16 protein-coding genes are annotated in these 22240 nt (G+C 51.9%); 8 read left to right on the plus strand and 8 right to left on the minus strand.

What is annotated here, in order from left to right:
- Positions 1-75 precede the first annotated feature (75 nt).
- Both BW972_RS07595 and BW972_RS07600 read right to left on the minus strand, forming a co-directional pair.
- A complete protein-coding gene (locus BW972_RS07595; protein ID WP_076421674.1) occupies positions 76-3462 on the minus strand; it encodes a methylmalonyl-CoA mutase family protein in 3387 nt (1128 codons plus the stop codon).
- 265 nt (positions 3463-3727) lie between these two features.
- Positions 3728-4429 (minus strand): LuxR C-terminal-related transcriptional regulator, encoded by a 702-nt coding sequence (locus BW972_RS07600; RefSeq protein WP_007660551.1) that lies wholly within the window; start codon positions 4427-4429, stop codon positions 3728-3730.
- 182 nt (positions 4430-4611) lie between these two features.
- On the opposite strand from BW972_RS07600, the gene lepA reads away from it, so the two are divergent.
- The 4 genes from lepA to BW972_RS07620 all read left to right on the plus strand — a co-directional run bounded on the left by lepA (position 4612) and on the right by BW972_RS07620 (position 10331).
- Entirely contained in the window at positions 4612-6396 is a 1785-nt protein-coding gene (gene lepA, locus BW972_RS07605) for a translation elongation factor 4 (protein ID WP_076421675.1), read from the plus strand.
- 133 nt (positions 6397-6529) lie between these two features.
- Positions 6530-7411 carry a bifunctional 5,10-methylenetetrahydrofolate dehydrogenase/5,10-methenyltetrahydrofolate cyclohydrolase gene (locus BW972_RS07610; protein WP_007658144.1) on the plus strand — a complete coding sequence of 294 codons (882 nt, stop codon included), beginning with the start codon at positions 6530-6532 and terminating at the stop codon, positions 7409-7411.
- Between the two features lie 334 nt (positions 7412-7745).
- Positions 7746-8399, plus strand: a complete 654-nt coding sequence (locus tag BW972_RS07615; RefSeq protein WP_007658145.1) for a 7-carboxy-7-deazaguanine synthase QueE — start codon at positions 7746-7748, stop codon at positions 8397-8399.
- 6 nt (positions 8400-8405) lie between these two features.
- Positions 8406-10331: an OmpA family protein gene (locus BW972_RS07620; protein ID WP_076421676.1), complete on the plus strand. Its 1926-nt coding sequence runs from the start codon at positions 8406-8408 to the stop codon at positions 10329-10331.
- Positions 10332-10467: 136 nt separating this feature from the next.
- On the opposite strand, the gene BW972_RS07625 is transcribed toward BW972_RS07620, so the two are convergent.
- From BW972_RS07625 to BW972_RS07635, 3 genes are all read right to left on the minus strand, one after another.
- Positions 10468-11754, minus strand: a complete 1287-nt coding sequence (locus tag BW972_RS07625; RefSeq protein WP_007658151.1) for a citrate synthase — start codon at positions 11752-11754, stop codon at positions 10468-10470.
- A gap of 205 nt (positions 11755-11959) precedes the next feature.
- Positions 11960-12280, minus strand: coding sequence for a hypothetical protein (locus BW972_RS07630; protein ID WP_076421677.1), 321 nt, complete (start codon positions 12278-12280; stop codon positions 11960-11962).
- A gap of 57 nt (positions 12281-12337) precedes the next feature.
- Positions 12338-12799, minus strand: coding sequence for a hypothetical protein (locus BW972_RS07635; RefSeq protein WP_076421678.1), 462 nt, complete (start codon positions 12797-12799; stop codon positions 12338-12340).
- Between the two features lie 521 nt (positions 12800-13320).
- Here BW972_RS07635 and BW972_RS07640 point away from each other — a divergent pair.
- The 3 genes from BW972_RS07640 to BW972_RS07650 all read left to right on the plus strand — a co-directional run bounded on the left by BW972_RS07640 (position 13321) and on the right by BW972_RS07650 (position 18218).
- Positions 13321-15249, plus strand: a complete 1929-nt coding sequence (locus tag BW972_RS07640) for a PrkA family serine protein kinase (protein ID WP_076421679.1) — start codon at positions 13321-13323, stop codon at positions 15247-15249.
- A gap of 9 nt (positions 15250-15258) precedes the next feature.
- Complete coding sequence (locus BW972_RS07645; RefSeq protein ID WP_076421680.1) at positions 15259-16524, plus strand: YeaH/YhbH family protein; 1266 nt, start codon at positions 15259-15261, stop codon at positions 16522-16524.
- 179 nt (positions 16525-16703) lie between these two features.
- Positions 16704-18218, plus strand: coding sequence for a SpoVR family protein (locus tag BW972_RS07650; protein WP_076421681.1), 1515 nt, complete (start codon positions 16704-16706; stop codon positions 18216-18218).
- A gap of 27 nt (positions 18219-18245) precedes the next feature.
- Here the strand turns inward: BW972_RS07650 and BW972_RS07655 are convergent, their stop codons facing one another.
- On the minus strand, positions 18246-19487 hold the full coding sequence (locus tag BW972_RS07655; RefSeq protein ID WP_076421682.1) for a cysteine desulfurase-like protein: 1242 nt from the start codon (positions 19485-19487) through the stop codon (positions 18246-18248).
- A gap of 35 nt (positions 19488-19522) precedes the next feature.
- The gene (locus tag BW972_RS07660; RefSeq protein ID WP_007658171.1) at positions 19523-19990 is read right to left on the minus strand and encodes a MaoC family dehydratase; all 468 of its coding nucleotides are present in this window, start codon (positions 19988-19990) and stop codon (positions 19523-19525) included.
- Between the two features lie 627 nt (positions 19991-20617).
- Between BW972_RS07660 and BW972_RS07665 the strand changes: the two genes are divergently transcribed.
- Positions 20618-21514, plus strand: a complete 897-nt coding sequence (locus tag BW972_RS07665; protein ID WP_076421683.1) for an aldo/keto reductase — start codon at positions 20618-20620, stop codon at positions 21512-21514.
- A gap of 4 nt (positions 21515-21518) precedes the next feature.
- Here the strand turns inward: BW972_RS07665 and BW972_RS07670 are convergent, their stop codons facing one another.
- Positions 21519-22238: a hypothetical protein gene (locus BW972_RS07670; protein ID WP_076421684.1), complete on the minus strand. Its 720-nt coding sequence runs from the start codon at positions 22236-22238 to the stop codon at positions 21519-21521.
- Positions 22239-22240: the final 2 nt, after the last annotated feature.

Raw genomic sequence — 22240 nt, forward strand, 5'->3', positions numbered from 1 at the left:
AAAAAAGAAGGCCGGGCATTTGCCCGGCCTTTGCTTTTAATAACGCCGCCTGCTGGCGGCATATTTTATCAAAACTTACATATTTCTGCGGTACTGTCCGCCGACCTCAAACAGGGCGTTGGTAATCTGACCCAGTGAGCAGTACTTCACGGTCTCCATCATCTCCTCAAAGATGTTCCCGTTGTTGATCGCCACCTGCTGGATGCGTTTCAGCATTTCTTCTGACTTATCGGCATTGCGCTGGTGCAAGCTTTGCAGCATCGAGATCTGGTATTGCTTTTCGTCTTCCGTTGCGCGAATTACTTCTGTAGGCAGCACCGTTGGCGAACCTGTGGAAGAAAGGAAGGTGTTCACGCCGATGATCGGGTACTCTCCGGTGTGCTTCAGTGTCTCGTAGTACAGGCTTTCCTCCTGAATCTTACCGCGCTGGTACATTGTCTCCATGGCACCCAATACACCGCCACGTTCCGTGATGCGGTCAAATTCGGCCAGTACAGCCTCTTCTACCAGGTCAGTCAATTCTTCGATAATGAACGAGCCCTGCAGCGGGTTCTCGTTCTTGGCCAGACCCAGCTCACGGTTGATGATCAGCTGGATGGCCATGGCACGACGAACAGATGCTTCTGTTGGGGTCGTGATCGCCTCGTCGTAAGCGTTCGTGTGCAGTGAGTTACAGTTGTCGTAAATTGCATACAGTGCCTGCAGCGTGGTGCGGATGTCGTTAAAGTCGATCTCCTGCGCGTGCAGTGAACGGCCAGAGGTCTGGATGTGGTACTTCAGCATCTGCGAACGAGCATCAGCATTATACTTGTGCTTCATCGCCTTCGCCCAGATTCTTCGGGCCACACGACCAATCACCGCATATTCCGGATCGATACCGTTTGAGAAGAAGAAGCTCAGGTTTGGCGCAAACTTGTTGATGTCCATACCGCGGCTCACATAGTATTCCACAAACGTAAAGCCATTAGCCAACGTGAAGGCCAACTGGGAAATCGGGTTGGCACCTGCCTCCGCGATGTGATAGCCGGAGATAGACACCGAGTAGAAGTTGCGTACGTTCTTGTCGATGAAGTAGGCCTGCACGTCACCCATCAATCGCAGTGAGAATTCCGTGGAGAAGATACAGGTATTTTGCGCCTGGTCTTCTTTCAGGATATCCGCCTGCACGGTGCCACGTACAGAAGCCAAAGTGCGTGCCTTTATCGGCTCGTATACCTCAGCCGGTAGCACCTGGTCGCCGGTAACGCCCAATAGCATCAGGCCAAGGCCGTCGTTGCCCTTTGGCAGTTCGCCCTGATAACGTGGACGCTCCGTGCCTTTCTCTTTGTAGATGGCGTCGATCTTCTGGTTGATTTCTTCTTCGAGACCGTTCTCTTTGATATAAAGTTCACACTGCTGGTCGATGGCGGCATTCATGAAGAAGCCGGTCAGGATAGCAGCAGGACCATTGATGGTCATCGAAACCGAGGTCATCGGGTCGGCCAGGTTGAAGCCGGAGTACAGTTTCTTGGCATCATCCAGGCAGCAGATGCTCACGCCGGAGTTACCGATCTTGCCGTAGATGTCTGGTCTGAAGTCCGGGTCTTCACCGTAAAGCGTTACCGAGTCGAAAGCCGTGGAGAGGCGCTTTGCTGGCATGCCCAAACTCACGTAGTGGAAGCGACGGTTGGTACGCTCCGGTCCGCCTTCGCCCGCAAACATACGGGTTGGGTCTTCGCCTTCGCGCTTGAACGGGAAAACACCCGCTGTATAAGGGAACTCACCCGGCACGTTCTCCTGCAGGTTCCACTTGAGCAAATCACCCCAGGCCTCGTAGCGCGGAGTAGAAACCTTTGGTATTTGCAGGTGCGAGAGCGATTCAGTATGCGTCTTGATCTTTAGTTCTTTGTCACGCACCTTGAACACATAGAACTCGTTCTTGTAGGCTTGAACCTTGTCTTTCCAGTTCTCGAGTATCTTCTTGTTCTGTCCATCCAGGCTCAGCTCTACCTCGGCATAAGCCTGCTCGAGCTGCTTAATCAAACGGTCCTTGTCTTCCACCTCAATCCCCTGCACCGCCTCAATTGATTTCTTGATGCCGTAAAGCTTCTGCGCTACTTCGGCCTGATCCTTCGTCCACTTGTCGTAGTTGCGGATAGTCTCAGAAATCTCAGACAGGTAACGCGTACGGGCAGGAGGGATGATGTATACCTTCTCCGACATTTCTTTAGAGGTCTGCAGGTTGGAGTCGAACTCAACGCCTGTTTTCTCCGACAGCTTGGCCATAACGGCACGGTAGAGCTGGTTCATGCCCGGGTCGTTGAACTGCGAAGCGATGGTGCCGAACACCGGTATCTCGTCGTCGCTTACGTCCCACAACTGGTGGTTGCGCTTATACTGTTTCTTCACGTCACGCAGGGCGTCGAGGGCACCGCGCTTGTCAAATTTGTTCAGGGCGATCACGTCGGCAAAGTCAAGCATATCGATCTTCTCGAGCTGCGTGGCGGCACCGTACTCCGGCGTCATCACATACAGGCTCATGTCCGAGTGCTCGATGATCTCCGTGTCAGACTGGCCTATACCTGAAGTCTCCAGGATGATCATGTCAAAATCGGCCGCTTTCACGATGTCTACCGCGTCCTGCACATACTTGCTCAGGGCCAGGTTGCTCTGGCGTGTGGCCAGGGAGCGCATGTATACCCGCTCGTTCGAGATCGAGTTCATACGGATACGGTCGCCCAACAGGGCACCACCGGTCTTGCGCTTCGATGGGTCCACCGAAATAATAGCGATCTTCTTCTCCGGGAAGTCGAGCAGGAAACGGCGCACCAGTTCGTCCACCAATGATGATTTACCGGCACCACCTGTACCGGTTATACCGAGCACTGGTGTTTTCACTTCTTTGGCCTGCTCTCTTACTTCGTTCAGAATGCTGCGGGCTTCCTCCGGGAAGTTCTCAGCAGCCGAGATCAGCCGGGCGATGGCTTTCGGGTCTTTGTCACGCAGGTGCTTCGCTTCTCCGTTCAGGTCTTTGCCTGTCGGGAAGTCGCACTTCTCCAGCATGTCGTTGATCATACCCTGCAGCCCCATGGCGCGACCGTCGTCCGGGGAGTAGATGCGGGCAATGCCGTATTCATGCAGTTCTTCGATCTCGGTCGGGAGAATCACCCCGCCGCCACCGCCGAAGATGCGGATATGGCCGCAGCCGCGCTCGTTGAGCAGGTCGTACATGTATTTGAAATACTCCAGGTGACCGCCCTGGTAGGAGGTGATGGCAATGGCCTGTGCGTCTTCCTGCACCGCGCAATCCACGATCTCCTGTACCGAGCGGTTGTGGCCCAGGTGAATCACCTCGGCGCCAGATGCCTGGATGATGCGGCGCATGATGTTGATCGAAGCGTCGTGCCCGTCAAACAAGGAGGCAGCCGTCACGATCCGGATGTGGTTCACCGGCTTATATGGTTCTACTTTAGTAAGTTGCATAATTTACTAACAAGGATTTTTTTCAAATTTGATGCGAATATAGTCATTTTTACGCAGGATTGACAGGCAGGGCCTGATTCAGAAAAGCCAGGAAACAGCACAACCATCGCCAAAGCCGTACAGGGATATACGGTATGGATAGCCTTAGAAGCAAGAAAATACTAAGGAGCAGGCATACGCTGGCAAGAGCGGGCGATTATGCGAGCCTCTAGCGAAGTGGTTTAGCAGGCAAAGGACTAGTGAAAGTATGGGGAAACGCTGTAGTTTAGCCTAGTCCCGCCTCTTTCCCAAGTGACACCAGGTCAGCCACATTGGTAGTACCGAGTTTCTTTTGGATGCTCTTGCGGTGGGTACTCACGGTGTTCGGGCTGATAAAAAGCTGCTCTGCGATTTCCTTGGTACTGCACCCCTTGCAGATCAGTTCCAGAATCTCAATTTCGCGCTTTCGCAAACTCCTCACAACCCGGCTCCTTTTTTGCTTCAGCTTCTCCTTGAGGGCCTGTACCAACTGAGATTCCGTATTCATGGCAGGGCTCAGGTCTACATCCACACAGACCACCTCCTTAACCTCGCCCTGCTGGTTTTTGCTGAAAGCCTTGGCCCAGCCTACAAACCATTTGTACTGGTCTTCCTCCTTGTGTTTTGCCCGGAACAAGCCTCCGAATTCAGCCCCATTGAACTGCTGGTAATGGGTGATGCTGTCTTCAGGGATTTGCTGGTCGTCCGGGTGCACAATGGTCTCTATGTACTTCATGCCACCCATTTCCAGTATCTCAGCCAAGGTATAGCCAAGGCTTTCCTCATTGGAGCGGTTACACCAGACTACCCCCAGGTCCAGGTTGGAGATGTAGATGTTGGCAGGCACTTCGTGGATGACCTTCTCCAGGAACTCACATTTCTCCTTCAGAAGTTGAATCTCACGCTCCATAGCGGCAATCTTATCGGCGCTGGAAGTCTGTTCTGGCATACAATATCTGCTATCGGTTTGCAAAAAGATTCTAAAGTTATAAAACTTATATGCTAAATTCCATGTGTGCTGGCATAATAATAAGGAGGGGCCGGTAAAGAGGTCAATCATAAAATGATTTAGGCCGGAATACAGCAACAAACCTACATTCTTCTTAACTTTGTTTTTCGTAAGAACTATTTATGAAGAACATTCGCAATTTCTGCATCATCGCTCACATCGACCACGGTAAAAGCACGCTGGCTGACCGCCTGCTGGAATTTACTTCTACGGTTGCAGAGCGTGAAATGCAAAACCAGCTGCTCGATAACATGGACCTGGAGCGTGAGCGCGGCATTACTATTAAGAGTCACGCCATCCAGATGAATTATCACTATAAAGGAGAGGACTATGTGTTGAACCTGATCGATACACCAGGTCACGTCGACTTCTCTTATGAAGTGTCCCGTTCCATTGCTGCCTGTGAGGGAGCGCTGCTGATCGTGGATTCTTCGCAAGGTATAGAGGCCCAGACTATTTCGAACCTCTACCTGGCCATCGGTTCTGACCTGGAAATTATTCCGGTGCTGAACAAGATTGACCTGCCACACGCCATGCCGGAAGAGGTTAGTGACCAGATCATCGATCTGATCGGCTGCGACAGAGAAGACATTATCCATGCCTCCGGTAAAGCAGGTATAGGTATAGAGGAAATACTGAACGCTATCTGTGACCGGGTTCCTGCACCAAAGGGCGACCCTGCCGCTCCGCTTCAGGCTTTGATCTTTGACTCCGTATTCAACTCATACAGAGGTATCGAGGTGTACTTCCGTATCTACAACGGTACCTTGAAAAAAGGGGAGAAGGTTAAGTTCATTAACACCGGCAAGACCTACGAAGCGGATGAGATTGGCGTGCTCAAACTTAACCAGGAGCCTCGCAAGGAAATGGCTGCCGGTAACGTGGGCTACCTGATATCAGGTATAAAGAACGCTAAAGAAGTAAAGGTAGGAGATACAATCACACACGTGGATCGTCCTGCTGTAGGTATACAGGGTTTCGAAGACGTGAAGCCCATGGTATTTGCCGGTATCTACCCGGTAGAAACCAGCGAGTATGAAGAATTGCGTGCCTCCATGGAGAAGCTGCAGTTGAATGATGCTTCGCTTGTTTGGGAGCCGGAAACATCGGCGGCTCTTGGATTCGGTTTCCGTTGCGGCTTCCTGGGTATGCTGCACATGGAGATTGTGCAGGAGCGACTCGAGCGGGAGTTCGACATGACGGTGATCACAACCGTGCCGTCGGTGCAGTTTCATGTGCATACTACCAAAGGTCAGCTGCTTAAAGTAAGTGCACCTTCTGAGATGCCAGAACCGAACTACATCGACCACATTGAGGAGCCTTTTATCAAGGCGCAGATTATCTCGAAGGCAGAGTATGTGGGGCCCATCATTACGCTGTGTATGGAGAAGCGTGGTATCCTGAAGAACCAGACTTACCTCACCAGCGACCGGGTGGAGCTGTCATTTGAGATGCCTCTGGCCGAAATAGTGTTCGACTTCTTTGATAAACTCAAAACCATTTCCCGTGGTTACGCTTCGTTGGACTACGAACTGATTGGTTTCCGTCAGTCGAACATGGTAAAGCTGGACGTAATGCTGAACGGAGAGCCTGTGGATGCCTTGTCAGCCATCGTGCACCGCGAGAAAGCCTATGACTGGGGCAAGCGCCTTTGCGAGAAGCTTCGTGAACTGCTGCCACGTCAGATGTTTGAGATCGCCATTCAGGCGGCCATTGGTCAGAAAATCATCGCCCGCGAAACAGTGAAGGCCCTGCGCAAGAACGTACTGGCCAAGTGCTACGGCGGTGACATTTCGCGTAAGCGCAAGCTCCTCGAGAAACAGAAGAAGGGTAAGAAACGCATGCGCCAGGTTGGCAACGTGGAGATCCCACAAGAAGCCTTCTTGGCTGTACTTAAACTCGACTAACATTACCAAGCCCCGACGTGCCCCTGCGCGTCGGGGCTTGTCGCTTATAGTTGCCTGGCGAAGGCATCGTGTCAGAACCCCTGGCCCTATACATCAACACAGAACTCTTAACTCATAACTTTCAATTAAAAACATGATTCTGCTCGACGGTAAAAAAACATCCGAAGCCATTCAGCAAGAGATTGCAGCTGAAGTTGCCGAAATTAAAGCCAATGGAGGCAAGGTGCCGCATCTGGCGGCGATACTGGTAGGCAATGACGGCGGCTCTGTCACGTATGTGAACAACAAAGTGCTGGCCTGCGAAAAAGTAGGTTTTGGTTCTACGCTGGTGCGTTACGAAGATGATGTGACCGAAGAAGAATTGCTCAGCAAGATACAGGAACTGAACGAGAGCGAGGAAGTGGACGGTTTTATCGTGCAGCTGCCGCTACCCAAGCACATCAACACCCAGAAGGTGCTGGAGGCGGTTGATCCTAAGAAAGACGTGGATGGTTTCCACCCGGCTAACGTAGGCCGTATGGTCGCTGGTCTGACCTCTTTCCTGCCAGCCACTCCTTATGGTATCCTGCAACTAATCGAACGCTACGGCATCGAAACGAACGGCAAGCACTGCGTTGTGATCGGCCGCAGCAACATTGTGGGTTCTCCTATGAGCATCCTGATGGCTAAGGCCGCCTACCCGGGCAACGCTACTGTAACACTTTGCCACCGCAACACCGTTGACCTGCCTTATTATACCCGCCAGGCTGATATCATCATTGCGGCCGTAGGCTTGCCAGGTCTGGTAACTGCCGACATGGTGAAAGAAGGCGCTGTGGTGATCGACGTGGGCACTACCCGCGTTCCTGACACTTCCCGCAAGTCTGGTTACAGGCTGCGTGGAGATGTTGACTTCGACAATGTGGCACCAAAGTGCAGCTATATCACACCCGTGCCAGGTGGCGTAGGGCCGCTGACCATCGCCATGTTGCTGAAAAATACCTTGAGAGCCGCAAGAAAAGAGGTATACGCCTAAGGCTTTTGCATGCTAGAAAATCTCTTTAACCCCCTCCTGGAAACAGGAGGGGGTTTTATCTTTTATGGTAGCGGCTTCTCCAAAGGCCTCTTCGTGTGAGTGTCCGTGCACGAATCGGACTGTTGCGGTCCAAGGTGCATACCCGAAATAATGAGGTTACCCGAACTCTTAATCTGCTCAGGTATAACGGAACATAAGTTGCTCTCTACCTTGTTGCTTTTTTGACTAACTTTGCAAGTTCGGTGCGGGCTTATAATTATGACAGGTATAGCCGCACCATTATTTAATGAAGGCCTGTACCTGATGTTTCAGGTATAGCCATTGGAATACAGATTTGGAAACGACAAAAGCATACAAAACCGCCTCCATTCATTCAGTGCCCAAAGACGGCAGTGAACTTCCGCTGATGGAGGCATTTTATACGATACAAGGCGAAGGTGGCAACACCGGCACGGCAGCTTACTTTATCAGGCTTGGTGGCTGTGATGTGGGCTGTCACTGGTGCGATGTAAAAGAGAGCTGGGACGCCGAGCAGCATCCACTCACTCCTATAGGGGAAATTGTGACAACCGCTAAAACCTTTCCGGGTAAAACCGTCGTAGTAACAGGCGGCGAACCGCTGCTTTATAACCTCAACCCGCTAACAGCCGGATTGCAGGAAGCAGGTATACGCACCATGATCGAAACCTCCGGGGCTTATCCTTTGAGCGGTTACTGGGACTGGGTGTGTTTGTCTCCCAAGAAGTTCAAGGCGCCCGATGCTTCTGTATATCCTTTTGCAGATGAGCTAAAAGTCATTATATTTAACAAATCGGATTTTGCATGGGCCGAAGAGCATGCGGCAAGGGTAGGAGCTGAGTGTAAGCTATACCTGCAGCCAGAGTGGAGCAAAGCCGGGCAATTGATGCCACTTATTGTCGAATACGTTAAAAACAACCCCCAATGGCGTGTGTCTTTGCAGACGCACAAGTACATGGATATTCCTTAAAAAGCTATGCTTAAGCCGCTGCTTCTTCTGACTCTGATTACATTTAGTGTAGCGACCTCCTGTCTGGCACAGGGCAGACCGGCCTCCAATTCCAGGAAAGCAGTAACACTTTACTACAAAGCAGAAGAAGCCGCACAGGCACGCGATTTTAACAAGGCGCTTACCTACCTCGACGAGGCCATTGAGCGTGATCCAAAATACGCTGATGCTTACCTGAAAATTGCCCACCTGCACCGGGCCATGGGCAATAAACCAGAGGTGTTCGAAAACCTGCAGAAAGGCTTGGCGCTCAAGCCATTTAACGCCGGGTTGATGAACAGCTACTTCGACCTGGCTGACCTTTACTTCGAACGGGGCGACTACGAAAACGCCCGTAAAAACTTTGAGCTTTTCCTGCGTGGAAAGCCGCGCAACGGGCGTATGGCCGACTTTGCCCGTCAGCAGATCCAGTCCGCTGATTTTGCTGCGGAGGCCATGAAGAAGCCAGTAAGCTTTAACCCCGTCAGACTGCCTGACAATGTCAACCGCTTCGAGCTGCAGTATTTCCCCTCTACCACAGCTGACCAGCGTCACCTGATTTTTACGGCACGACTAGGCCATCGTCCTGACCAGGACGAAAACATATTTGTGAGCCAGTACCGCGACAACAAGTGGAGCCCGCCAAACTCTATTTCTCCAGCCATTAACACTACTGCAAACGAGGGTGCCGCGACCATTTCCGGTGATGGCAAAACGCTTGTGTTCACTTCCTGCAACCGCTCCGATAGCCAGGGCGACTGTGATCTGTACATTTCTTTCAGGAGTGGTGATGAGTGGAGCAAACCCAAAAACATGGGATCGGTGGTGAATTCCAAAGCATGGGACTCCCAACCTAGCCTGTCTGCCGATGGACGTACTCTTTACTTTACATCTACCAGACCAGGCGGCATTGGCAAAGAGGATATTTGGGTAACACGCCTGAACGAGGATGGCTCATGGCAGAAACCTGAAAACATGGGAGAGCCCGTGAACTCCAGAGGGCGTGACATGGCTCCCTTTATACACGTGAGTGGGAGCACACTCTACTTTGTGAGCGACGGACACCTGGGTATGGGAGGCCTCGACGTGTTTATGACGACGCAGGACAACAGGAGCAAGTGGAGTGATCCCGAAAATATGGGCTACCCCCTGAATACGCATGCTGACGAAGGATCGCTTTTCATTACAGCTGACAATAAAAAAGGCTATTATTCCCGTCAGGAGATGACGGAGGCAGGTGCTTCCACTATACAACTTTACGAACTGGACGTGCCGGAGAACTGGCGCAGCAAAGTGAATAGCACCTATGCCCAGGGCCGTGTTTTCCACGCCGATACCAAAAAACCGATTGCTGCCGTGGTACAGCTCTATGATGTGAGTGCCGACTCGCTGGTACAGCAGGTTAACTCCGATAAGGTGTCGGGTGATTATACGATCGTGCTATCAGAAGGAGGGCAGTACGCCCTGTACGTTTCAGCTCCTGGTTTCCTGATGAACAGCCTGAGCTTCGACTATACTTCTGAAAAAGCCCTGAGCCCGGTGGCGCTAGACGTATACCTGAAACCGATCAAGTCCGGAGCAGCGATTGTGCTCAACAACCTGTTCTTCGATACGGGCCAGTATAAGCTGGAGCGCAAGTCGAAGACCGAGCTCGATAAGCTGATCACGTTCATGCAGCAAAACCCCGCTGTTCGTATCGAGATCTCGGGGCATACCGATGACATCGGCTCCGACGCTGATAACAAAGTCCTGTCAGAGCGCCGAGCCCGTTCTGTGGCCGATTACCTGCGCAGTAACAAAGTGCCTAAAGACCGCATCACCTCCGTAGGTCACGGCGAGAGTCGCCCGGTGAAGCCGAACACCTCCGACGAAAACCGCAGCCAGAACCGCCGTATCGAGATGCGGGTGCTGTAGGCCGCTCTTCTATACCAGCTGCGAGCTAAGCCTGTCCGCTCCCTTATCGCTATACCTGCCGAAACAGCAATCATCTGATATGAAAACGGCCCGCTACTGCAAAGTAGCGGGCCGTTCCTTTATCTAAACTCAGAAATTATCTATTCTCGATATCTACGTAGTTACGCTCTGTTTCACCAGTGTAGATCTGACGCGGACGGCCGATCGGCTCTTTCTGCTCACGCATCTCTTTCCACTGTGCGATCCAGCCTGGCAGACGACCCAGGGCGAACATCACCGTAAACATGTCGGTTGGAATACCAAGCGCACGGTAGATTATGCCTGAGTAGAAGTCTACGTTAGGGTACAGCTTACGCTCTACGAAATACGGATCGTTCAGGGCAGCTTCTTCCAGTTCCATTGCAATGGTCAGGATCGGGTCGTTGATGCCAAGGGCAGTCAATACCTCGTCAGCTGCTTTCTTGATGATGCGGGCACGCGGGTCGAAGTTCTTGTACACACGGTGACCGAAGCCCATCAGACGGAAAGGATCGTCTTTGTCTTTAGCTTTCGCAATGTATTTCTTCGAGTCACCACCGTCAGCCTTAATAGCTTCGAGCATCTCGATTACAGCCTGGTTGGCACCACCGTGCAGCGGACCCCACAGGGCGCTGATACCGGCAGATACAGAAGAGTACAGGCTGGCATTAGCTGAACCTACCAGACGCACAGTAGACGTAGAGCAGTTCTGCTCGTGGTCAGCATGTAGGATAAGCAGCTTGTTGATCGCATCCACTACCACAGGATTGATTTCGTAATCTTCCGTAGGGAAGGCGAACATCATGTGCAGGAAGTTTGAGCAGTAGTCCAGCTTGTTCTTAGGGTAGTTCACCGGATGGCCTACAGAGTTTTTGTAAGACCAGGCAGCTATCGTAGAGATCTTAGCCATCAAACGGATGATAGAAAGATCCATCTCCTCTTTTGTCTGGTTCGGATTAAGTGACTCCGGATAAAAAGCTGTCAGGGAGCTGATCATAGCAGACAGGATGCCCATTGGGTGCGCTGCAGACGGGAAGCCGTCCAGTATCTTGCGCATGTCCTCGTTCACGAGGGTGTGCATCTTGATCTTGCCGCTGAAATCATCGAGTTCCTGCTTTGTTGGCAGGGCACCGTAGATCAGCAGGTAAGCCACTTCAATGAAGTTTGACTTCTCAGCCAGTTGCTCAATCGGATAACCTCTGTAGTGCAGAATGCCCTGCTCTCCGTCCAGGAAAGTGATCGCACTCTTGGTAGCACCTGTATTTTTATAACCTGAGTCCAGGGTGATGTAGCCTGACTCCGAGCGCAAAGCAGCTATATCAATTGCTTTCTCATTCTCAGTACCAGTTACAACCGGGAACTTGTAGGACTTCCCCTCTAAAATTATTTCAGCGTGTTCTGACATGCCTGTATTTTTTATGTGTCCGTGAATTGTCTCTTATCGAAGCGAAATTATGTAAAAATGTAATTAAAATGAAATGGAATAACGGGATATATGGTAAATTAACAATGTTTTAACCCGCAGACCATACCAACCATTGTATAAACGACAATCCGGTAAAAAGTTTGGCTCTTTTGCACCTTATCTTACATTTCTTCGGCCTGTTTCATTACCAGGGAATGGAATTGTCTTCCTCTTCCGATGATCCACCAAAACCGTAGCGTGGTGTGTAGGGAGTGCCCCGGCCTTCCAGGTGGTTTTGCATATCGAGGTGCAGCTTGATGCGGTCAAGTCTTATAAACTCCGCCCACAGCTCCTGGTCACTTTCTGTCATCCGGTCGATCAGGTCTGCCAGCTGCAGACCTCCCGCTGCTTTCTGAAGTTCCCGGATGTAAGGGTCAGAGTCAACCATGCCCTGTATTTTTATTCTGAAATAGGTGTTCAGCTCCATATATCGCGCTTCATCCCAGCTTTCCATTTCCTGCTTCATGATCGCCCTCTTTTTTGGTTTATACTCATTCCTGTGCCATATGGCTGCATACACTTCCTAAAAGCCGTCCAGGCCCCTTTCCGGATCCGGGTCATCAGGTTGCACGCCGGGCGGGTTGAACAGGCCCCAACGGTCCACGGCATAGTTCCAGGCGTCAAAGGTTTTTACCCATTCCACAAACAACAGGCGGTACTCCTCCAGCGCTTCTTTGATCAGGTGCAGGTAGTGGATATGCTCAAAGCCGAACATGGTCAGGGTGTTGCAATGGTTCTGCAGGTCACGGGCCGCCTTGCGGATCAGGGTGGCGCATTCCATCCGGATATCATACAGGTCACCACCCTCAGCGCCTGCCACTTTTACGCTCAGCATAGCGGCATCTTCCAGCATAAAAGCTTTGCTGCTGGCCAGGCGACGGTCATCATCAGGTATCAGATCACTGATTTTTTGTGTCAGGTCATAGATCTCGCGTCCCTTCTGGAAAAGCGGCATCTGGCGTGGGTTCAGGTGTTCTTCGTGCATAGGTGTCGTATTGTTCTGTCATGCCCGGTCTGCAACAACAGGTATAGGGATAGACAGATTTGTACAAAATACGTATAGATGTGAAGTTATAAAATATTACCGATTTTGAATTTAAAATGAAAGTGTGCTGTTCTGCAAATAAAGAGGGGCCGCACCTAACCGCAAGGAGGTAAAATTCTTCGTATAGCATAACATAGGGCACAGGGGACAGCCCATTTTGTCGCCAAGCCACTCTTCCCCTGTTCCGGGCAATGGAAAGCAGCGCCCTGCTTCATGTGTACGTGTACGCATTTCCTGCCCGCATACCTGTGCATAAGCACATAGCCTCATACTATCAAAGGCCTGGCCGATGCGCGGGTACCGGATATACAAACAAGCAAAGTGGCATTCTTTTAAGGGATGCAGACCATAACATACTCAAATGATGACACATTCAGCTGACAGGCAGTAAACGGGCTCTTCTTTTCGGTGCCACTGCTTATTGCTCTCAGGTATAAAATGATTCTCTAAAAATACGCCCTATGAATATTTTAGAAAAGATCAAGACCAATTACAGTGCCTCCATGAACGAGATGACAGTAGCTGCCTATCTTGAGGAGTGCCGGAAAGACCCGAAAATGTACGCCAAGCCCGCTGAGCGGATCCTCGATGCGATCGGGGAGCCCGAGATGCTCGACACGCGCCAGGACCCAAAACTGAGCCGCATCTTCTCCAACAAAAAAATCAAGATCTACCCCGCCTTCCGCGATTTCTACGGGATGGAAAGCACTATCGAGCAGATCGTGTCCTACTTCCGGCACTCGGCGCAGGGCCTGGAGGAGAAAAAGCAAATCCTATACCTGATGGGCCCGGTGGGGGGCGGCAAAAGCTCCCTGGCCGAAAAGCTGAAGCACCTGATGCAGCAGAACCCCATCTACGTGCTCAAAGCGGGCGAGCAGATCAGCCCCGTGTTTGAAAGTCCGCTCGGGTTGTTTGCCGACTATGTCGAAGAGCTGGAGGAGGAGTATGGTATACCTACCCGCTACATTCCGGGCTGTATGAGTCCCTGGGCCTCCAAACGGCTGCGCGAATTCGACGGCGACATCAATCGTTTTAAGGTAGTCCGGCTTTTCCCGTCTATCCAGGAACAGATCGCCATTTCTAAAACGGAGCCGGGCGACGAGAACAACCAGGATATTTCAACATTGGTAGGTAAGGTGGACATCCGAAAATTAGCAGAGTACCAGCAGAGCGACCCGGATGCTTATTCCTATACCGGTGGCCTGTGCCTGGCTAACCAGGGTTTGCTGGAGTTTGTGGAAATGTTCAAGGCTCCGATCAAAGTGCTCAACCCACTGCTCACCGCTACCCAGGAAAAGAACTACAAAGGCACCGAACCCATTGGCGCTATACCTTTCGACGGCATTATACTGGCGCACTCCAACGAATCAGAGTGGGCCAAATTCCTCAACGATAAAAAGAACGAAGCCTTTCTCGACCGCATCTACAAAGTGCAGGTGCCTTACTGCCTGCGTGTGAGCGAGGAGATCAAAATCTACGAAAAACTCATTCGCGAGAGCTCCCTCAAAGATTCTCCCTGCGCTCCAAAGACCATTGAGCTGCTGGCCGAGTTTTCGGTGATGTCGCGCCTGAAGGAGCCGGAAAATTCCAGCATCTACTCCAAAATGCGGGTATACAACGGCGAAACTTTGCGCGAAACTGACCCCAATGCGAAGTCCATACAGGAGTACCGCGACGATGCCGGTATAAATGAAGGTATGCAGGGCATTTCCACCCGTTTTGCTTTCAAGATACTTTCCAAGGTATTCAATTTCGACAGCGAAGAGATTGCCGCTAACCCGGTGCACCTTTTGTATGTGCTGGAGCAGGAGGTAATCAAAATGATGCTGCCGCCTGAAACCGAAACCAAATACCTGCACCTGATCAAGTCGGTGCTGGCCAGCAAGTATGCCGAGTTTATTTCGGATGAAATTCAGAAGGCCTACATCGAGTCCTACAGCTCGTACGGACAGAATATCTTCGAGAAGTACGTGGTATATGCCGATCACTGGATGCAGAACAACGACTACCGCGATCCGGATTCCGGCGAGATCTTCGACCGCAGCATTTTGAACGATGAACTGGAGAAGATCGAGAAGCCGGCAGGCATCGCCAATCCGAAAGATTTCCGCTCCGAGGTAACGAATTTCTTCCTGCGTCATAAGGCCAACCACGGAGGCAAGAGCCCACGCTGGGATTCTTATGAAAAGATCAAAAATGTGATCGAGAAGAAAATCTTCACCAACACGGAAGACCTGCTGCCGGTTGTTTCCTTCAATGTGAAAACAAACGAGGAAGACGAGAAGAAGCACCGCGACTTCACGCGCCGCATGCGCGACCGCGGCTACACCGACAAGCAGATCCGCATCCTGGTAGACTGGTTTATGCGCGTGCGCAAGACAATGGCATAGGAGGGGAGTATGAGCCACATCATCGACAGACGGAAGAACGATAAGGGGAAATCTACTGGCAACCGGCAGAAGTTTTTGAAGCGGGTGGAGAACCAGATCAAGAAGGCTATACCTGACATCATCTCGCAGGAGAGCATCAAGGACAGCAGTACCGGTGGTAGTGTGAAGGTGCCTGTGCGCGGACTCGAAGAGCCGACTTTTCACCACGATCCCAAAACCGGTAAAAAGCAGACCGTGCGCCCCGGCAACGACAAGTACAGCGAAGGGGACCGCGTACCCAAACCCAAAGGGGGAGGGGCCGGCTCCGGCAGCGGACGGGGCAAGGGTTCCAACAGTCCGGAAGTGACCGAGGATGAGTTTACCGTGGTGCTGTCGCGGGAGGAGTTTCTGAAGTATTTTTTTGATGACCTCGCGCTGCCCAACATGGTGAAAAAACTGATGGACAGCACCGAGAATTTTGAGATGCGACGAGCCGGTTATACCCGCGACAGCGTTCCTTCCCGCCTCAACATCAAGTCCAGCTACCAACAGTCGCTTGGGCGTCGACTGGCCCTCAAGGGCGTACTGGACAAGAAGTTGGCGCTGCTGGAGGAGCAGCTGTCGCTGGCGACCGACCCCGCTGAAAAAGCAGCCCTTGCCGAAGAAGTCGAGAAGGTACGGCGACAGGCCAATACCCTGCCTTTTTTCGAAGACATCGACCTACGCTACAACAATTTTGAGCGGGTGCCTATACCTGTTACTTCGGCCGTGATGTTCTGTATCATGGACGTTTCGGCCTCGATGGGGCAGCACGAGAAGGACATTGCCAAGCGTTTCTTTACATTACTTTACATCTTCTTGACCCGGCAGTACAAAAACGTGGATCTGGTCTTTATCCGGCACCATACCGAAGCCAAAGAAGTGAGCGAAGACGAGTTTTTTAACTCGCGGGAGAGTGGGGGAACCGTGGTGGCACCATCGCTTAAACTGATGGAGCAGATCATGCGCAGCCGCTATGACGATAGCTGGAACGTGTACTGCTGCCAGGCCTCGGACGGCGATGTGTGGTCGAAGCAGGATGCCACCGAATGCAAGCAGCTTCTGCTGGAAAATATCCTGCCCGTGATCCAATACATGGCCTACATCGAAATCAGTAACAATCCGCGTGAAAGTGACCTGTGGCAGGCCTACAGCCGCATCAGCGACGACGACTCTTTCTCGATCCGGCAGGTATACGAGCCCTTCGAGATCTGGCCTGTTTTCCAGGGACTGTTCAGAAAACGGAGTGCTGTCTAGATCAGGATTTACAGGATTTAAGGATTGACAGGATTTTCCTGTACACGATTGCTACCCCAGCGTTACCCTTGAACCTGTACAATCCCATGTTTCTCTCTAAGGTCGAAATGATATAAAAGAATCAATTAAAGGAAGAATATTTAATCCTGAAAATCCTAAAATCCTCTAAATCCTGATCCATGACAGAAAAAGAGAAATACCGGGCGATGTTTTGTGATCCGAACTGGGATTATGAGACGCTGCAGGCGGCCGACGAGGTAATCAGCCGGATCGGGCAAGAGTACCTCAAACTGAAGACCTACCCGAACCAGATCGAAGTCGTGACCTCGGAGCAGATGCTCGATGCTTATGCGCTCACGGGACTCCCTACCTCTTATCCGCACTGGAAGTTCGGCAAGGATTTCGTGCTGAACCAGAACAACTATACCAAAGGCCGCATGGGGCTCTCGTATGAACTGGTGATCAACTCGAACCCCTGCATCAGCTATAACATGGAGAACAACTCCACCTGCATGATGCTGCTCGTAATCGCCCACGCCTGCCAGGGACACAATGCTTTTTTCGCGAACAACTACATGTTCCTCGACTGGACTTCAGCTGACTCTATCGTGGACTACATGGCCTTTGCGCGGGAGTATATTCTGAAGTGTGAGGAAGAGTACGGGGAGGAGGAAGTGGAACGGGTGCTCGATGCGGCCCATGCGCTGATGAATTATGGCGTGGACAAGTATAAGAAGCCTTCTAAACTATCGGCGTTGGAGGAGAACGAGCGTCTGAAGAAACTAACAGCCATCCGGCACGAAAACTACAACGAACTCTGGCGCACCTTACCACAGGGAACTGATGAGCCGGAATTACTCACTTCAGACGAAGGGCGCTTCCCGAAAGAGCCCGAAGAAAACATCCTGTACTTTATAGAGAAGTATGCCCCCGCCATGCCGCCATGGAAGCGCGAGATCGTGCGCATTGTCCGCAAAGTGTCGCAATACTTTTATCCGCAGGGAGCCACCAAAGTTATGAACGAGGGCTTTGCCACCTTTGTGCACTACCACATCATCAACAAGATGTTTGAAGAGGGCTACCTCAACGACGGCTTCATGCTGGAGTTTATCAAGAGCCACAGCAGCGTACTCTTCCAACCGGAATACAACAGCAAGTTTTACTCCGGCCTCAATCCCTATACCCTGGGCTTTAACATTTTCATGGACATCAAGCGCATCTGCCAGGAGCCGACCGAGGAGGACAAGGCCTGGTTTCCGGACCTGATCGGCAAAGACTGGCTCGACCAGGTGCTCTATGTGATGGAAAACTTCCGCGATGACAGCTTTATTCTGCAGTACCTCTCCCCGAAAGTGATCCGGGACATGAAGCTGTTTACGATCATTGACAACGAAGGAGAGACGGAGTTCCAGATCGGGGCCATCCACAACGAGCGCGGCTACCGTCGGGTGCGGGAGCAACTGGCGTCACAGTACGATCGCTCCAGCTATATCCCCAACATACAGGTTACCCGCGTAGACCGCCACCAGACCAGCAAGCTATACCTGACGCACTACATGCAGAAGGATCGGAAGCTCGAGACTAAGAGCGCCCGTCAGACCATGGCGCATCTGCGCTACCTGTGGGGATTTCCGGTGGAGCTGCACTCCAAGAATAAGCTAGGGATTAACGAGAGTTCCTTCGAAGTGAAATAGAAGCAGGAGAGTAGTAAAGGCCTTACTTTACTGCCGCACTCTCGTGCGAATAAACTCCTGCAGCCCCTGCTCAAACAACTCTACTTCCTCCATGGTATTATAAGGTGCCAGACCAATGCGTACCCAGCCGCCCATGGGGTTCACACCCAGTTTGTCAGCCATGGTAGAGGCGTAAAAATGGCCATCGGCGATGCACATGTTGTAATGTTCGGCAAACCAGCTCGATACTTCGCGGGCTTTTATACCTGGTAGCGTGAAGGCAAAGGTGGGGGTCTTGTAGGTGCCCTCTGCTGCGCGATAAAGCTTCAGGCCAGGTACTTGCCGCAGAAAACTGTCCATTCGGGCCGTTAACTCCTGCTCGTGCTCTTCGATGCGCTGCATCCCCGATTTGAGCCGTGCTCTTCGGCTATCTCCTTCACCCAATTGCTCTATAAAGGTAATTGCTCCGATAAGACCGGCTATCGCTTCGTGGTTTTGTGTGCCCGTCTCGAGCTTGTCCGGTATCTGCTGCGGGGCAGGGGCCAGCTTGTATACCTGCAGTTTCTCAAAAAGCGAGGCCGCGATCACAGCTATGCCAATGTGAGGACCAAAAAACTTGTAGGTAGAACAAAACAGGATATCGCAGCCCAGTTCCTGAAAGTCGATCGGCAGGTGCGGCACGGCATGCACGGCATCAAGCACCACAATCGCGTTCACCTCCTTCGCTCTGGCAATCACCCGCTTTACATCGGTCACCGTTCCCGTCACATTCGACGACATCCCCACCGCAACCAGTTTAGTCTTTTCGGTGATCAGCTCGTCCAGCTTATCCAGGTTCAGGGTATAGGTGTCGGTGTTCAACTCTATGAAACGCACCGTGGCACCCTTGTCTTTGGCCAGTGTCACCCAGGGATCAACGTTGGCGCGGTGGTCCATTTCAGTCACAACTACTTCGTCGTCAGAAGAAATAAAGCTGCCCAGGCTGCGTGCGACGCTGAAGGCCAGGGTCGTCATGTTCTGCCCGAAGGCCACTTCCTCGGGAGCACAGTGCAACAAATCCGCCACCGCCTTGCGACCTTCCAGCAGCAGGTTGTCGGTGCTCACACTGGTCGGGAAAGCGCCGTGCAGGTTGGCCATGCCGCCCGTAATATAGGCCATCATGCCATCGATGGACTGCTGCGCCATTTGGGTGCCGCCGGGGCCGTCGAAATAGATGAACGGTTTTTTGTCGCCTGATTCCCGCAAGGCTGGAAAGGCTGCGCGAAGCTTTACTACTGCGAGATGACTCATAAGCTGCTTATCTGGATGGCCGGCTAAAGGACCGGTTAGTCATTAAAGTGATACAGGAACGTCACGATCCCGTTATAAGCCGGTTTACGGCTGTTCTCGATTTCGAGGGTAACTTCAATCTGCGTTTTAGCGATCCCGCGTAGGTTTTTAACTGAAAGCATTTTGGCGCGCAGGCGCACACGACTGTTCACGGCTACGGCCTGGTTGAAGCGCAGACTTTCTATCTCGTAGTTCACCTGCATCTTCACATTCCCGATTTTCACGATCTGTCCCCACAGGTATGGCAGCAGCGATACGGTGAGGTAACCGTGTGCGATGGTTGATCTGAACGGCGTTTCAATGGTCGCGCGGTTCTCGTCGAGATGGATCCACTGGTGATCGAGGGTAGCGTCAGCGAAGTTTTTGATTTGCTCTTGCGTGATGGTGTGGTACTCGGATACCCCCAGTTCTTTCCCCTGGTAAGACTCCAGTTCTTCGAGGCTGTTGATCGTGATTTGGCTCATGTTAGGTTTCGTGTTTGTGTTGGAGGTATAAACATACGTTTTATTCTGGAAAATTAGTTGTTTCCTATGTTTAAGAATGTGGTGGTACACGTGGTTTATACTGCAAGTTTAGCGTTAGCGCAAATGTGGTGGTGCATGATGGCCAGTTTGCATTTGGCAAAGCGGCGGCTGTAGGTATGGCAACCTGAGCTGTTTCATTGTTTGCCCTGGCCGGGCGGGCCTTACTTTTTGTCTTGACACAAAAAGTAAGCAAAAAAGTCAAGACCCTCCAAACTCGCTGAACGCTCGAACAGTGGAGTGTCATAGGGCGCACCTGGCTAGGCTATCTGTTCTATAGCTGCCGTGCAAGTATGCCTTGCTATACCTTTCAGCGGTATAAGTGGTCTATAGAAACATGCTACAGGGTTGGTGACTACAAACTGGTAATGGCAGAGATTCCCCTCTCGGGAGGGGCAGGGGTGGGTTAATTCTGCAGAAACGCATTATGCTTCAGCAATCCTATTGTACCTGCAAATTGTTAGGTGCCTAAAGTCCCCCTTCGAAGGGGACAGGGGGATGACAATCGGGCTCTCCCCAACCTTCTCCCCCAAAGCACGCTATAGCTAGAAGCCACATAAAACGATCAACATGCATTACAAACAACTCGGAAAATCTGACCTGCGCATCAGTGAAATCGCCTTCGGATGTATGTCCCTGGGCGCCGACCATGCGGTGAATGCCAGACTCCTACACCAGGCGCTGGACGGAGGTATAAACTTTTTCGACACGGCTGATCTCTACGACAAGGGAGCAAACGAGGAAACGGTTGGGAAGGCCTTTGCAGGTATGCGTGACAAAGTGATCATCGCGACGAAGGTCGGTAACCAGTGGCGGCCCGACGGCAGCGGCTGGGACTGGAACCCAAGCAAGAATTATATTCTGCAGGCGGTGGAAGAGAGCCTCCGTCGCCTGCAGACCGACTACATCGACCTGTACCAGCTGCATGGCGGCACCATCGACGATCCGATCGATGAAACCATCGATGCCTTTGAACTGCTCAGGCAACAGGGCAAGATCCGGCAGTATGGTATTTCTTCCATCCGGCCCAATGTGATACGGGAGTATGTGAAGCGCTCCAACATTGCCAGTGTCATGCTGCAGTACAGTTTGCTTGACCGACGGCCGGAGGAAACAGTGCTGGACCTGTTGCAGTCGCAAGGTATAGGGGTGCTGGCCCGTGGCAGTCTGGCGCAGGGGCTGCTGGCCGGGAAAGCTGCCAAACCCTACCTCGGCTATACCTCAGAGGAGGTGCAGCAGGCGGCTAAAGCTGTTCAGTCCGTGGCTGGCGCAGCACGTCCGGCAGCTGAAGTGGCGGTGCGCTATACCTTGCACCACCCGGCTGTGAGTGCGGCGGTGCTGGGAATCCGGACAAAGGAGCAGCTCGGCGAGGGGCTGCAGACCGGCAAGGGTGCATCCTTAACGACTACGGAGATAAAAGCGCTGCAGCATATCCTGCAGGCCAACAGGTATGAGCAGCACCGTTGAGCGATTACCGGACGATTGGAATGGAGACTGCCAGGTTGATGCGCAGGCCACCCCAGCCTGGCTGCAACGTTTTGTTATTGCTGTTGATCCTAAGTTGCTGCTTGGGCTCTCCCGGCACATGGAATGGATAGTTCGTATCTAATAAGTAGCCTAGTGAAAGGGTAGTCGGGAAATCAAGGAACGGATACTGCAGTCCCACAAACGGCTTTAGCCCCAGACCAAAGGAGTTAAACTTATCTTCACTGCTCTCAGTCGTGTTATTGATCTTGGTGTAGCTTTGCAGCTTCATGTTCGTCATCAGCATATGCAGTTCTGCTCCCGCTACATATCGCAACGTACTTTCTTTTATCGGTTGGTGGTGATAAAATAAACCGCCAAAAGCATTGTAATTGAGTGGCGTGTCCAACAGAAACTCACCGGAATAGTCCGAATAGGCCACCCGGCCGCCGGTAGAGCCGTGTTCTATGAAACCCCCAATCCGTGTATTCTCTCCCAAGTCAGACACTACGTTGAGGCCGAACTGAGCATAGGAGCCAAAGGTATCTGTTGCCTTCGCATTCAAGTCGGTGTTGGCGATCATCACGCGCTGCAGCTCCTTCATCGATTGCATCCGGAAAGTGCCAAAGCCCAGCCGCGGCTCCAGGTATACCCTGGACTGGGCTATGGCTGCACTGGCAGAAAGCAGCAGGCATACTGCCAGGATTAAAGTTTTCAAGTGTGACATAG

The organism is Pontibacter lucknowensis (genome assembly GCF_900156415.1).
In the GTDB taxonomy this organism is placed as follows: Bacteria; Bacteroidota; Bacteroidia; order Cytophagales; family Hymenobacteraceae; genus Pontibacter; species Pontibacter lucknowensis.